Genomic DNA, 15,108 nt, shown 5'->3' with positions numbered 1-15,108 from the left:
GCACATGGGTGCAGAAAACACAGAAAGCTGCTTGCAAAGAGATAGCGCGGAACGTAAAGGGTATGTAAGAGCGAACCGCTCGTTCAACCGGATATGGAAGGAAAGAGACAGTGCAGAGCCGGACATCTTAGGTAAGGTACTGGAAAAGGATAACCTGAACCGTGCTTACAAAAGAGTAAAGGCAAACAAAGGAGCGCCGGGAACCGATGGAATGACTGTTGAGGACGCACTTCCGTGGCTGAAGGAACATAACCACGAACTCGTACAGAAGATAAGAAGCGGTCATTACACGCCGTCACCTGTACGAAGAAAGGAAATCCCGAAGCCAGACGGCGGAGTACGCAAGCTGGGTATTCCTACCGTTATAGACCGCATCATCCAACAGGCAATGGCACAACAGCTGATGCCCATCTATGAGCCTTTGTTTTCGGACGGAAGCTATGGTTATCGACCGGGACGGAGCGCAAAGGATGCTATTCAGAAGATCAAAGAGTATGCAGAACAGGGATATACAAGGGCAGTTGTTCTTGACCTGTCAAAGTACTTCGACACGCTGAACCATGAGCTGCTCATCAACATCCTGCGCAGGAATGTAAAGGATGAAAGAGTGATACAGATGATAAAGCGGTATCTGAAGAGTGGAGTGATGGAAAACGGTGTTGTCATTGAGACAGAAAAAGGCTCACCGCAGGGAGGAAATCTTTCTCCCCTGCTTGCCAATGTCTATCTGAATGAGTTTGACCAGGAATTCAGGAGAAGGGGCGTGCCGTGCATCCGATATGCGGATGACATCGTACTGCTTGCGAAGAGTGAGCGAGCCTCGAAAAGACTGTTGGAGACCAGCACGAAATATCTCGAAGGTACACTGAAACTGAAGGTGAACCGGGAGAAAAGCCGTACGGTCAGTGTGTTTGCAATCCGAAATTTTAAGTATCTTGGTTTCTGCCTCGGGAAGAATGGCAAAGGCATCTGCATCCGTGTACATGCCAAGTCATGGAAGAAAGCCAAGGATAAACTTCGGATGCTCACTTCCCGGAGCAAGTGTGGAAGTATAGTGAAAACCATGGAACGCATAAAAGTATATATGCGGGGATGGCTGAACTACTTTAGCATGGCAGACATGAAGAACAACATCGAATCACTGAATGGATGGCTGTACCGCCGGATTCGTATGTGTATCTGGAAGCAGTGGAAACTGCCAAAGACACGCAGACGGAAACTGCTGGGTCTGGGGCTGCCCGAATGGGCAGCCCGCGAAGCAGCCTACAGCCGCAAGGCTTATTGGCGAATGGCAGGAAATGGTGTGGTTCAAAGAGCGTTAACAAAAGAAAGACTGATACACTGGGGCTTCTATGATTTAGCCACAGCATATCAGTCTATGCACGTCAACTATTGAAACCGCCGTGTACCGAACGGTACGCACGGTGGTGTGAGAGGACGGCGGCTAATCACCGCCTCCTACTCGATTTATATAGAAAATTGATATGTTTCAAGACTTTTTGAAAATGCAGATAAAATACCTTGACAGAACATTTTTCCATGTATATAATAAGTGGGTGTGCGTAAACACTTATGTTTTGGTGCACAAAAGCTGAAATATCACAGCAACCACAGACAATATCACAGGAGGTGAAAAGGATGCCAACATTTAACCAGTTAGTAAGAAAGGGAAGACAGACCAGCGTGAAGAAGTCTACTGCTCCGGCTCTGCAGAAGGGTTACAACTCTTTACAGAAGAAGGCAACAGACGCATCTGCACCACAGAAGCGCGGTGTATGCACAGCTGTTAAGACTGCTACCCCTAAGAAGCCTAACTCAGCACTGAGAAAGATCGCCAGAGTTCGTCTTTCCAATGGTATCGAAGTAACAAGCTACATCCCAGGAGAGGGTCACAACCTTCAGGAGCATAGCGTTGTTCTGATCCGTGGAGGAAGAGTGAAGGACCTGCCAGGTACAAGATACCACATCGTTAGAGGTACACTGGATACAGCAGGTGTTGCTAACAGAAAGCAGGCTCGTTCCAAGTACGGCGCTAAGAGACCGAAAGACAAGAAATAAGCAGCTGCGAAGCGAGACTTCGCAAAAAATGATAGTACCACTAACAGCAGTAAAGTGACTGCGGGGCAGAGGCTGAGAGGCTGCAGTTCCCGCGATGTTAGTGCCGGATTGTGATATTGACCTGTAGGTTGCAGGAAATATAGATACCGCGCACGAAACACATTTTATGGAAACATGTGAGTACCGGTGAATTAATGAAAAGCGGAAGGCCGGATGCGCCGGCAGATGGTCTGAAGCAGTATTAAGGAGGGAAGTAACGTGCCACGTAAAGGACATACTCAGAAGAGAGACGTTCTGGCAGACCCGATCTACAACAACAAGGTTGTTACAAAGCTGATCAACAACATTATGTTAGACGGCAAGAAGGGTGTTGCACAGAAGATTGTATACGGCGCTTTCAACCGTGTTGCTGAGTCAACCGGAAAAGACGCTATCGAAGTATTTGAAGAGGCAATGAACAACATCATGCCTGTTCTGGAGGTTAAGGCAAAACGTATCGGCGGCGCTACCTATCAGGTACCCATCGAGGTTAAGCCGGAGAGAAGACAGGCCCTGGCTCTGCGCTGGATCACCCTCTACTCCCGTAAGAGAGGCGAGAAGACCCAGGAGGAGAGACTGGCAAACGAGATTATGGATGCTGCAAACAACACCGGCGCATCTGTAAAGAAGAAAGAAGATATGCACAAGATGGCAGAGGCAAACAAGGCATTTGCTCATTATCGCTTCTAATTACACAGCGGCATAGCTTGTTTGCAATTGTTAAGGACGTAAGTCCTGGATAGTTGCGATTGATTAAGGAGGAAAATCCCTTGGCTGGAAGAGAATATCCATTGGAGAGAACCAGGAATATCGGAATCATGGCTCATATCGATGCTGGTAAGACCACATTGACAGAGCGTATTCTGTATTATACTGGTATTAACTATAAGATTGGTGATACCCACGAAGGTACTGCTACCATGGACTGGATGGCTCAGGAGCAGGAGAGAGGTATCACGATTACTTCAGCTGCAACAACCTGTCACTGGACTCTGCAGGATCATGCGAAGAAGAAGGATGGCGCTCTGGAGCACCGTATCAATATCATTGATACTCCAGGACACGTTGACTTCACAGTAGAGGTAGAGCGCTCCCTGCGTGTACTTGACGGCGCTGTAGGCGTTTTCTGTGCAAAGGGCGGCGTTGAGCCTCAGTCAGAGAATGTATGGCGTCAGGCAGATACCTACAACGTTCCCCGTATGGCCTTCATCAACAAGATGGACATCCTGGGTGCGAACTTCTACGGCGCAGTAGAGCAGATCAAGACCAGACTGGGCAAGAACCCGATCTGCCTGCAGCTGCCCATCGGCAAGGAAGATGAATTCAAAGGAATCATCGACCTGTTCGAGATGGAAGCCTACATCTACAACGATGATAAGGGCGAAGACATCACTATCTGCGAGATCCCGGAGGATATGAAGGATGACGCAGAGCTGTATCACACTGAGCTGGTAGAGAAGATCTGCGAGCTGGATGATGATCTGATGATGATGTATCTGGAAGGTGAAGAGCCTTCTGTTGAGCAATTAAAGGCAGCTTTGAGAAAGGCTACCTGTGAGTGTACCGCTATTCCGGTATGCTGCGGTTCCGCTTACCGCAACAAGGGCGTTCAGAAGCTTCTGGATGCAGTCCTTGAGTATATGCCTGCTCCTACAGACATCCCATCTATCAAGGGTGTTGACATGGAGGGCAACGAAGTTGAGCGTCATTCTTCTGACGAAGAGCCATTCTCTGCTCTTGCATTCAAGATCATGACTGACCCATTCGTTGGTAAGCTGGCATATTTCCGTGTGTATTCCGGTACGTTGAACTCCGGTTCTTACGTACTGAATGCAACAAAGGGCAAGAAGGAGCGTGTAGGACGTATCCTTCAGATGCACGCAAATAAGAGACAGGAGTTGAGCAAGGTTTACTCTGGTGATATTGCTGCAGCAGTTGGTTTCAAGAACACAACTACCGGTGATACGATCTGTGATGAGCAGAATCCAGTTATCCTTGAGTCCATGGAGTTCCCGGAGCCGGTTATCGATATCGCGATCGAGCCAAAGACAAAGGCCAGCCAGGACAAGATGGGCGATGCTCTTGTAAAACTGGCAGAGGAGGATCCGACCTTCCGCGTTCGTACAGACGAGGAGACAGGCCAGACCATCATCTCCGGTATGGGCGAGCTTCATCTGGACATCATCGTAGACCGTCTGCTGCGTGAGTTTAACGTAGAGGCTAACGTTGGTGCTCCGCAGGTTGCTTATAAAGAGACATTTACAAAGGCTGTTGATGTTGACAGCAAGTACGCAAAACAGTCTGGCGGACGTGGACAGTACGGTCATTGTAAGGTTCACTTCACACCTATGGAAGCAAATGCAGAAGAGACCTTCAAGTTCACTTCTTCCGTTGTGGGCGGTGCTATTCCGAAGGAGTACATCCCGGCAGTTGGAGAGGGTATTGAAGAAGCTGCAAAGACTGGTGTTCTGGGCGGCTTCCCGGTACTGGGTGTATGGGCTGACGTATATGACGGTTCCTACCACGAGGTTGACTCTTCTGAGATGGCATTCCACATTGCCGGATCCATGGCATTCAAGGATGCTATGCACAAGGGCAATCCAGTTCTGCTTGAGCCGATCATGAAGGTAGAGGTTACCATGCCTGAGGAGTACATGGGTGATGTTATCGGTGATATCAACTCACGCCGTGGACGTATCGAGGGTATGGAGGACATTGGCGGCGGTAAGATGGTTAAGGCCTATGTTCCGCTGTCTGAGATGTTCGGATACTCTACAGACCTTCGTTCCAGAACACAGGGACGCGGTAACTACTCCATGTTCTTTGAGAGATATGAGCAGGTACCGAAGAACGTTCAGGAAAAGGTTCTGTCTGAGCATAAGAGATAAGAGATAGGCAATGTTTTTATGCACAAAAGGCTTGTAAATCAAGGAAAAATAGAATATAATGATTGATAGCCTGACATTAACTATAATAGCCCATTATACAGGGCGCAAATTAAGGAGGACGTTATAAAATGGCTAAAGCTAAGTTTGAAAGAACTAAACCACATTGTAACATTGGTACCATCGGACACGTTGACCATGGTAAAACAACTCTGACAGCTGCTATCACCAAGACTCTTCATGAGAGAAAGGGTACTGGCGAGGCTGTAGCATTCGAGAACATCGATAAGGCTCCAGAGGAGAGAGAGCGTGGAATCACTATTTCTACCGCACACGTAGAGTACGAGACAGATAACAGACACTATGCACACGTTGACTGCCCAGGACATGCTGACTACGTTAAGAACATGATCACTGGTGCTGCTCAGATGGACGGCGCTATCCTGGTTGTAGCTGCAACCGATGGTGTTATGGCTCAGACAAGAGAGCACATCCTTCTGTCCCGTCAGGTAGGCGTTCCTTATATCGTAGTATTCATGAACAAGTGCGATATGGTTGACGATCCTGAGCTGCTTGAGCTGGTTGACATGGAGATCCGTGAGCTGCTGAACGAGTACGAGTTCCCAGGCGATGACACACCAATCATCCAGGGTTCTGCTCTGAAGGCTCTGGAGGATCCTTCCAGCGAGTGGGGCGATAAGATCCTTGAGCTTATGGACGCTGTTGACAGCTGGGTTCCGGATCCTGTTCGTGAGACAGATAAGCCATTCCTTATGCCTGTAGAGGATGTATTCACCATCACTGGTCGTGGTACTGTTGCTACCGGTAGAGTAGAGCGTGGTACTCTGCATCTGAATGACGAAGTTGAGATCATCGGTATCCATGAGGACGTTCGTAAGACTGTTGTTACTGGTATCGAGATGTTCCGTAAGCTGCTTGACGAGGCTCAGGCTGGTGATAACATCGGCGCTCTGCTGCGTGGCGTTCAGAGAACAGAGATCGAGCGTGGACAGTGCCTGTGCAAGCCAGGTTCTGTTAAGTGCCATCACAAGTTCACCGCTCAGGTTTACGTTCTGACAAAGGACGAGGGCGGCCGTCATACACCTTTCTTCAACAACTATCGTCCACAGTTCTACTTCAGAACAACTGACGTTACCGGCGTTTGCGAGCTGCCAGCTGGTACCGAGATGTGTATGCCTGGCGATAACGTAGAGATGACCGTAGAGCTGATTCATCCAGTAGCTATGGAGCAGGGTCTTCGTTTCGCTATCCGTGAGGGCGGACGTACAGTAGGATCTGGTAGAGTTGTATCTATCATTGAGTAATTAAATATCTGAACGGATATTTTGTTCAAGCATAAGATTGCCCGGAAGGCCCAGTGTTTTCCGGGCTTTTCTGATATTGTGTACGGAGAGCGCTAAATATGGAAAACCTGTCCGGTTGACAGCTCCCCCAAAACGTGCTACCATGTAAACGAATAGCAGTTTACAGAATAGCAGGCATTTACTATGATTGGAAGCAGAAGCTTTGGAAGCGGGAGCCATTGGCTGTTTGAGCCGGGGGAAAAGAAGGTTCACCGGCAGCATGGCGGCAGACAATATCACAGAGAACAGAACGGCAGATGATTCTGCCGTTTTTTTGTTGCCCGTTTTATTCTGATAAAGCAAGAAAGGAAGAAAAAGCAATGATGGATAAGAAAGCAGCGGGAAAGATGGCAGTGCAGCTCACGGAGATCATAGTGGGAAATCTGATGTATGCGGCAGCGGTGGTGCTTTTTATTGTACCTAACGGACTGATCACAGGAGGCACCACAGGACTTGCTCTTTTTATCAATCGTATGACAGGCCTCCCTATCAGTGTGTTTGTAAGTGCGTTTAACATCACGATGTTCCTGCTGGGAGCCTGGATATTGGGAAAACAGTTTGCAGTGACCACTGTGCTAAGTACGGTCATATATCCCCTTATGCTGGGGCTTTTGGAGGGAACAGGCACGGCGGGCTTTGTAATGGAGGAACGGCTGGTGGCTGTGCTGTATGCCGGCCTTTTGATCGGAACGGGCATTGGCGTGGTGATGAGGGCAGGGGCCTCCACCGGCGGGATGGATATCCCGGCATTGATCCTGAAAAAGAAGTGGAATATCAATGTCTCCATGACGATCTACCTGATGGACTGCATTGTGCTGGCCCTTCAGCTGCTGGCGGCTGATTCCCATGCGATTCTGTACGGCATTCTCCTGATCATTGTATATACAATGGTACTGGATAAGGTGCTTGTGGCGGGAAATGCCAAGATACAGGTCAAGATCGTTACCACAAGGTATGAGGAGATCAACAGGCTTATCGGGGAAAGGCTGGACTGCGGGACCTCTCTTCTCCATATGGAGACTGGTTATCTTCACAGGGAGCAGGAGATGATCCTGGCAGTCATATCCAAAAGAGACCTGCCAAGGCTTAACGGCCTGGTGCTGGATGAGGACCCGGAGGCCTTTATGGTGATCAATCAGATCAATGAGGTGAGAGGAAGAGGATTCACATTGAAGAAGGTGTACCGGTAGAAGAAGACTTGCGGAATGCATTTTTTTTCTCTATAATTAGGTGGGGATGATGCGAGAAATTCATCCTATGACAGGAGGAAGGACCGAATGGCAGAGGATTTTTTAGTAAAGATCCGTGGGGAATATAACCAATTTACAAAGGCGGAAAAGAAGGTAGCAGATTACATTTTGGCGAGTCCAAAAGAGGTACTGTTCAAGTCCATCACAGAGCTTGCCGAGATCTGCGGCGTGGGAGATACCAGCGTTTTCCGTTTCTGCAAGACGATGAACTGTAAGGGTTATCAGGAATTTAAAATGATGCTCTCCCTCAGTATGCACGAAGGAAAACAGGGATTTGGACAGATGGAGGGAAATATTGGCCTGGAGGATGACTTTGGACTGGTGGCCCAGAAGGTACTAAATTCCAACATCAATGCCCTGAAGGAGACACATTCCCTGTTAAAAGAAGAAAATTTCAGCAGGGTCATCGAGTGCTTTTACAGGGCAAAGAGGATCTGCTTTTACGGCGTGGGAACCAGTATGTCCACAGCCATGAAGGCGGCAGACAAGTTCCTGAAGATCGAGCCAAAGGTGTACTGTGTAAGCGATTCCCATATGCAGGCCATGATGGCCTCCACCATGACCAAGGGGGAAGCTGCGGTGATATTTTCCTACTCAGGGGCAACAAAGGATACCATTCACGTGGCTCAGCTGGCAAAGGCAGCAGGGGCGGATATTATCTGTGTGACCCGCTTTGTGAAATCACCGCTGACTGCCTACGCGGACCTGGTGCTTTTATGCGGAGCCAATGAGAGCCCCCTGCAGGCGGGCTCCTCCTCAGCAGAGATCAGCCAGCTGTTTTTGATCGACCTGCTGTATACGGAATACTACAGGCGGTATTTCGAGACCTGCTGTGTAAACAATGAGAGGACCTCGGCGTCCGTTATGGAGAAGCTCTGCTAGTGTACTGAAACGTTTATGCTTCAACGAATGACTTGCCTGAATTTTCATCTGCGCCATTCGTTTGAAAATGGACATGGCAGCACAACGGATCAGAGGCGGTCTAACAGAGGCGACAGCAGCTTTACGCCTATCTGTGACAGGAAATAGAAAAGAAAGCCTGTGACACAGGTAAAGATAAAATATTTGAAAAACAGTATATGGTTCTGCCAGAAGTCCAGGTTCATTCCGCTCACAGGCACGATGAACCGCGACATGAGCACATGGTGCACCAGGAAAATGGCAAAGGAGCAGGCGGAGACGGTCTGAAAGGGTTTGGTGAGCCATGGAAATTCCAGAAACTGGGAGATCCACGCCAGGGCCACAAAGCCGGATGCGCCTGTCCACATGATGAGATAAAGCTGGGGCAGTTGTACCGGAACGAAAAGGATGTACAGGAAGGCTGCCAAGGCTGGAAGGCCGGCTTTCCAGCTGATAGGGCGGGGGCTGCCCGCCAGTGCCCCGCAGGCCCTGTACCCATAGGCCACCATATACATTCCAAACAAAAGCTCCGGGATCCGCGACAGGAAGAACCGCTGTTCCTCCATCTGCAAGGGATAGAAGGCCAGATAAGGTATGTAAAGCACTGCCGTGACAACAGCAGTGGCCACAGGAGCCTTCAGCACACACCGGCGCAGCAGCGGGAACAGCAGATAGAGGATGACGATGCAGCCCACAAACCATTCCCCCACAAGGTAATAATTCGGGATCTTGTAATACAGGTATCCATCCATTCCAAAAAGGGTGAGCAGGAGAGTCTTCCTGGAAATCTGCATGGGGAAGCGGTTGATAATATAAAAATGGGTGAAAAAAGCAGCATAGGTGATCCAATACAAGGGATAAATGGACAGAAAGCGTTTTTTGAAATAGGTTTTAAGCTCCAGCTTTCTGCCATAGGAGTACATGAGGGAGGCCCCTGAAAGGATAAAAAACAGGGAGACGCCGATATGGCCCATTGTCCCATTGGCATATTGGATAAACAAAACAGGCTCTGACTGTACTGAAAAATCAATGCAGTATGCATTGTAATGAAACACCACGATCATGATCATGGCAAGGACACGTATAAAATCGAATGCAAATATCCGTTTATTCTTCATAAAATAGAAGCTCCCTCTCATGTAAATCTCATTCTACTCTATCAGAACCCTTTCATAAAATCAAGAATTCCCATTTTATTCCGTACATATATTTTAAGAGACATGTAATAAAAACGTTATTGAATCCTAAGTCCTGTTTTTGTAAGATGTATCGTGTATAGGCAGTTATAGTGTTTGACAGAAAGGAACGTGATTGAAAATGGTTAAAACAGGAAAAATGTGGATACTGGCTGCTGTGCTGGCCTGTGGTATGGCACTGGCGGGCCCAGGAACGGCATTGGCGGATGCGTCAGCCGATGCACGAGCCCAGGCAGCAGAAGAACAGGAGGCAGCCCCTGCCATCAATCTTCAGGGATGGATCTCCTCCTGTGTGATCACAGCGGATAAAAATAATATCGCGGTCAGCTTTTCAAGCAGCGGCGATGGAACAGGTACGGACGGGAAGGTCTATGTGTTTGAGTTAAAGCCCTATGAGGAGGAGATCGGCAGCAGAAAGGATTATATTGGTCAGGCAGCTGCCGGAGGCGGAGGAACCATCACGGCAGCGCTCAATAGAGGAACCTCCCGGGACCGCCTTTACAGCCGGTTCGTGCTGGCTGCATATGACGGCACACATTTCCGGGAGATCAGCGAGCCGCGCTATATCACCAATCCGGAGGCGGTGGCAAAAAACACAGCGGAGTTTAAGGATCCTCTGACAAAGAAGGGCCTCAACATCGAGATCGACATGTTGAGCGATGCCTTCGACCTGGGGGTAAAGCATGTGACTACCAACATTGCGTTTTCCCAGATCATGGGAACCGGCATTGAGTATGAGTATGACGGAAAAATCTATCATTTTAACAAGGCGGTGATGGATGCCTATGACAAGACCATCAGCGCCCTGTCAAACAAGGGGATGACGGTGACAGCCATCATTCTCAACGACTGGAATCCCAATACGCCGGACCTCATTTATCCGGGAACGCAGAAGGAGTCCACGGCCTATTACTACATGTTCAACGGGGCCACAGAGGCTGGATTTGAGCAGACCAGGGCCATTGCCTCCTTCCTGGCAGAGCATTACAGCGGGGAAAATTCCTCCTACGGAAAGGTGTCCAACTGGATCATTGGAAATGAGATCAACTGCCAGGTGTGGAACTATATGGGTGTGACGGATGTGGCAAGCTATGTGAGAGCCTATCAGAAGGCCTTCCGCATTTTCTATACGGCGATCAAGAGCACCAGTGCCAATGACAGGGTGTATTTCTCCCTGGCTTATTGGTGGGGGCTTCCCTATGAGAACCAGGACAATGGCCTGAACTACAAGGGCAAGGATATTGTGGATACCTTTAACTCCATTGCCAATGTGGAGGGGCAGATGGACTGGGGCCTGGCATATCATCCCTATCCCCATCCTCTCTCTGAGCCGGAGTTCTGGGATGACAGGGCCACTGGGCTTGTGACAGACGATGTGAACTCGCCGGTCATCAATTTTGCCAACCTGAATGTGCTGACAGATTACTTCTGCCAGGAGGCCTTCCGGGCGCCCTCCGGCCATGTGCGGCACATCATCCTGACAGAGCAGGGCTTTACCTCCACAAGCGCTACAAGAGGCAGCGTGCCGGAGATCCAGGCAGCAGCCTATGCGTATTCCTACTATATCGTGGACAGCAATCCCTACATTGACGCCTACACCGTGAGCCGCCAGGTGGACGCTCCGGCCGAGGTGAATACGGGCTTAAGCTTTGGCCTCTGGGAGTGCGACATGAACCAGCCCAACCTGATCGTTGCCACGAAGAGAAAGAAGATATGGCAGGTATTCCGGGATATTGACAAAAAGAATGCCACATTGGAGGCCTCGGAGTTTGCAAAGGAGATCATTGGGATCAAGAAATGGTCCGACGTGGTGCCAAACTTTAAGTGGAGAAGTCTGGAAAATTGACTTTCTCCTGAAAATGCAATAATATTATAAAAGGGTCTGGAAAAGTAAACGCCGCCGGGATGGATGGGCGGAAGCATAAGAGGAGGGTGAGCTGTTCCGTCTGGAACAGCTCTTTTCTATGGGAATGAAAAAGGTATTTAAAAGCAGCCTGGTGAGGGATGTGGTCACCAGCTATATCTGGATGATCGTATTTCCTGTCATGATCGTGCTGGGGATCGCCTTTGTTGTGGCAAGCCGGTATATCTACAGCGCCGCCATGGACTCCGTGGCAGTGGCCCAAAATTCGGTGCTTGCGCTTTACGAGGACGAAATACGCAGCACCTCCATTGCGCTGTCCCATGTGGTAAACATGAACGGGGGAACCACCATAAGGGAAGCGGCAAAGCAGAACGGCGGGGAGCAGGAAAAGGAGGCCTTAAAGCAGCTTGATACCATGTTCCATCTTCTGGCCGCCCCGGAATACAGCCTCCTTGATATCCAGATCTACCGGAAGGACAAGACGGCCGTCATCCCCCGCTGGCAGATGCGCTACTCCCAGGAGGAATTGAGGGAGAAAGCCTGGTATCAGGCAGCTCTTAAGCAGCCGGGGCAGGTATACTGCACGTTGGAGGACAAGGATTATTTCTACCGGATACGTTCCTCCCAGGAGGCTATGCTGGTGGCAGCCTTTGTGCCGGAGGATATGCCTGAGATCGAGTGTGTTGCCCTCTATAAGCTCTCCAAGATACCGGATACCCTGAAAAAATATAACAGGAGCGGCGGTATCGGGCAGATATATGTGGTAAATCAGTACGGCGTCTCCCTGCCGGGAGAGTTTAATGGACAGATCGTGCCGGAGCAGGTGATGGAAAAGCTGAGGGAGAGCAAAGCAGAGGAGATCCAGGTATCCTGGGGCGGTATCCGTTATATTGCCAGAGAGATCCCGAAGTCCGGCAGATATGTGGTAAGCCTGGTGGACCAGTGGGAAATGCTGGGGCAGTTCGGCCTGTTTTCTCTTGTGAGCCTGATCGTGATCTTTGGCGTGGTCCTGCTGTTCATTGTATATTTCAGATGGTATATGGACCGCCTTCTGGTGCCTCTGGGAGGCCTTACGGAGGGAATGAAGGAGGTAGAACGCCATAATCTGGACGTGCGGGTGGATATGTGCAGGCAGGAGGACATTGCCAGTATGATCTCCATTTTTAACAGCATGGTAGGCCAGATCAGGCAGCTGATACTGGAAAAGGAGCACGCGGAGAAAGAAAAGTATCAGGAAGAGCTCCACGCCCTCCAGTCCCAGATGAACCCCCATTTTCTCATGAATACCTTAAACACGCTGAAATTCATGGCGATCTCCGCTCACTTTGACGGCATGAGGGATATGGTGGATGCGCTGGAAAATATCCTGGCAGCGATCCTTAACCGGGACGGCGGCTTTTACCGGCTGTCAGACGAGAAATCGGTGCTGGACAGCTATATCTATATCATGCAGTTCCGCTATATGGACAGCTTTGAAGTGGATATCCATATCAGTGAAGAAGCCCTTATGTGCAAGGTGCCGAAGCTGATCCTGCAGCCCATTGTGGAGAACAGCATTACTCATGGCTTTGACGGGCTGGAGGAGAAGCTGGGCCTTATCGTGATCAATGGAAGAATAGAGGAGGACAGGCTGGTGTTGGAGGTCAGAGACAACGGAAAGGGCATGGATAGGGAACAGATCGCCAGGATCCTCACAGAGCCTGGAAAGCCGAAAGGACGGAGGACCATCGGAGTCAGCAATACAGACAGGCGCATTAAGCTGAATTTTGGTCCGCAATACGGGGTGGATATCCAGTCAGAGCCCGGAAGCTTTACGGCAGTGCGGCTGATCCTGCCGGTCATAAGGCCGGAGGATAATGCGGGCGGCAGCACAGAGACGCGGACGGAAAAGGGAGAAAGGACAGGGAATAAGGACGATGTACAATGTACTGATCGTGGACGATGAATCCATTGTGAGGATGATGCTCCATTCTATGATTGACTGGGAGGGGCAGGAGCTGAACCTGGTGGCCTGTGCGGCCAACGGCAGGGAGGCACTGGAGTGGATGGACAAATGCAGGATAGACATACTGATCACGGACATACAGATGCCTGTAGTGGACGGACTTGCACTGATCAGTCATGTAAAGGAGCGCAGGCTCCAGCCGGAGATCCTTGTCTTAAGCGCCTACAATGATTTCCCCTATGTGCGTCAGGCTTTTAAAATGGGTATTTATGATTACTGCCTGAAGCGGGAGATCAGCGAGGAGCTGCTTAAGAAGCACTTAAAGGCCATGAAGGACCGCCTGAGGGAGTGCGGAAGGGCCGGTGACGGGGAACGGTTGAAGGAGGAGGATAAAAAGCAGCTTTTGGCAGGCCTCCTTCGCGGACAGATCGAACCGTCAGAGGCAGGGCTTCCAGAAACATATTATGTGGCCTTCTTTTCCATACAGGAGTATCAGCGCATTGTAAAGAGCTTTGGAAGTGACTTTCAGAAGACCTTTTTCCCTGGTCTTTTGAATCTGGCGGACCAGCTTCCGCAGATCGCAAGGCATGGCCTTTTGGTGCCTGCAAATGATACGGGCCTTGTAATGGTTTATGAGGAGAAGGAGGGGGAAGAGGGCTTTCTCGCGGTTCTGCGGCTTTGTACCCGCCTGCTGCGGTCATGGAAGAATTATATGAATGTGGACATGACAGGGGCGGTGAGCCGTCTGGCTCACGGTGCAGAGGAATTTGAAATGCGTCTGGGAGAGGCCAATATGAACCTTACCATGAAATATGTGATGAAATCCCGGAGCCTCTTTTCAGAGGAGGAATACATCCACTTTCCGCTGGAGGATGCCTGGGCAAAGGAGGGGGAGTATAAGAAACTGATCCAGGCCCTGAAGTCAGGGGACGGGATGGGTTATGAAGAGGAAAAGTCCAGGCTTCTGGCTGTCATGCAGCGGGCAGACGAAGAGGAGGCAAAGAGGCAGGCGCTGTATCTGGCGTACCACATAGCGGCAGCGCTGGTCCACCAGCTGGAGGATTCGGATTACATTTATACCACTGACCTGTTTCAGGAGATATCCGGTATCGCTTCCAGCAAGGAGGTATGCATCTGGACAGTGAATTTTTTAAATGACATGAAGCGTTATCTCCAGTCCCATTACCAATTCCACTTTCCTGATGAGATCCAGGTTGCCCTGGATTATATCAATGACCACTACTATAAGCAGGATCTGACTCTCTATGAGGTGGCTTCCAAGGCAGGCTTCAGCGAGAAATATTTCAGCACCCTGTTTAACAAAAAGGTAGGAACCTCCTTTTCCTCCTACCTGAAAAACCTTCGTATCCACCATGCAAAGCTGCTTCTGCGGGGCTCCCACAGAAAGCTTCGGGAGATCAGTGAGGCAGTGGGATACAACAGCGTGGAATATTTTGTGAGAGTATTTTCCGCGGAAACAGGGATGAGCCCTTCTGTATTCCGGAAAAAGTATCAGTCCTAAGCCTGAATTACCAAACCAATGTGCAGTGAATCGTACCATAGTTCATTTTTTTGTCTGGACGAATTTGTTAAACTAAATATAACTG

11 protein-coding genes are annotated in these 15,108 nt (G+C 49.7%); 10 read left to right on the top strand and 1 reads right to left on the bottom strand.

Going from position 1 to position 15,108, the window contains the following annotated elements; translation table 11 throughout:
• Nucleotides 1–4 precede the first annotated feature (4 nt).
• The 7 genes from ltrA to LIZ87_RS01830 all read left to right on the top strand — a co-directional run bounded on the left by ltrA (nucleotide 5) and on the right by LIZ87_RS01830 (nucleotide 8,478).
• On the top strand, nucleotides 5–1,396 hold the full coding sequence (gene ltrA, locus LIZ87_RS01860) for a group II intron reverse transcriptase/maturase (RefSeq protein ID WP_227145040.1): 1,392 nt from the start codon (nucleotides 5–7) through the stop codon (nucleotides 1,394–1,396).
• A 242-nt stretch (nucleotides 1,397–1,638) separates the two neighbouring features.
• Nucleotides 1,639–2,058: a 30S ribosomal protein S12 gene (rpsL, locus tag LIZ87_RS01855; RefSeq protein WP_227145038.1), complete on the top strand. Its 420-nt coding sequence runs from the start codon at nucleotides 1,639–1,641 to the stop codon at nucleotides 2,056–2,058.
• Between the two features lie 258 nt (nucleotides 2,059–2,316).
• A complete protein-coding gene (rpsG, locus tag LIZ87_RS01850) occupies nucleotides 2,317–2,787 on the top strand; it encodes a 30S ribosomal protein S7 (protein ID WP_176255006.1) in 471 nt (156 codons plus the stop codon).
• Nucleotides 2,788–2,867: 80 nt separating this feature from the next.
• Nucleotides 2,868–4,985, top strand: a complete 2,118-nt coding sequence (gene fusA / locus LIZ87_RS01845; protein WP_178315288.1) for an elongation factor G — start codon at nucleotides 2,868–2,870, stop codon at nucleotides 4,983–4,985.
• Nucleotides 4,986–5,113: 128 nt separating this feature from the next.
• Nucleotides 5,114–6,307: an elongation factor Tu gene (gene tuf, locus LIZ87_RS01840; protein ID WP_178315290.1), complete on the top strand. Its 1,194-nt coding sequence runs from the start codon at nucleotides 5,114–5,116 to the stop codon at nucleotides 6,305–6,307.
• A 362-nt stretch (nucleotides 6,308–6,669) separates the two neighbouring features.
• Nucleotides 6,670–7,536: a YitT family protein gene (locus LIZ87_RS01835; RefSeq protein WP_442912178.1), complete on the top strand. Its 867-nt coding sequence runs from the start codon at nucleotides 6,670–6,672 to the stop codon at nucleotides 7,534–7,536.
• 87 nt (nucleotides 7,537–7,623) lie between these two features.
• The gene (locus LIZ87_RS01830) at nucleotides 7,624–8,478 is read left to right on the top strand and encodes a MurR/RpiR family transcriptional regulator (protein ID WP_178315294.1); all 855 of its coding nucleotides are present in this window, start codon (nucleotides 7,624–7,626) and stop codon (nucleotides 8,476–8,478) included.
• A gap of 89 nt (nucleotides 8,479–8,567) precedes the next feature.
• On the opposite strand, the gene LIZ87_RS01825 is transcribed toward LIZ87_RS01830, so the two are convergent.
• Nucleotides 8,568–9,614 (bottom strand): acyltransferase family protein, encoded by a 1,047-nt coding sequence (locus tag LIZ87_RS01825; RefSeq protein WP_227145037.1) that lies wholly within the window; start codon nucleotides 9,612–9,614, stop codon nucleotides 8,568–8,570.
• A 199-nt stretch (nucleotides 9,615–9,813) separates the two neighbouring features.
• Between LIZ87_RS01825 and LIZ87_RS01820 the strand changes: the two genes are divergently transcribed.
• From LIZ87_RS01820 to LIZ87_RS01810, 3 genes are all read left to right on the top strand, one after another.
• Entirely contained in the window at nucleotides 9,814–11,538 is a 1,725-nt protein-coding gene (locus tag LIZ87_RS01820) for a DUF5722 domain-containing protein (RefSeq protein ID WP_227145035.1), read from the top strand.
• Nucleotides 11,539–11,656: 118 nt separating this feature from the next.
• Entirely contained in the window at nucleotides 11,657–13,501 is a 1,845-nt protein-coding gene (locus tag LIZ87_RS01815; protein WP_227145033.1) for a sensor histidine kinase, read from the top strand.
• On the top strand, nucleotides 13,473–15,023 hold the full coding sequence (locus LIZ87_RS01810; protein WP_227145031.1) for a response regulator transcription factor: 1,551 nt from the start codon (nucleotides 13,473–13,475) through the stop codon (nucleotides 15,021–15,023). The genes LIZ87_RS01815 and LIZ87_RS01810 overlap by 29 nt, the downstream gene beginning before the upstream one ends.
• Nucleotides 15,024–15,108 lie beyond the last annotated feature (85 nt).

The sequence above is a fragment of the Lacrimispora sp. 210928-DFI.3.58 genome (genome assembly GCF_020554865.1).
Taxonomy (GTDB): Bacteria; Bacillota; Clostridia; order Lachnospirales; family Lachnospiraceae; genus Enterocloster.
Note: the sequence above shows the minus strand (reverse complement) of the source record. Positions and strands in the feature narration are given on the sequence as shown.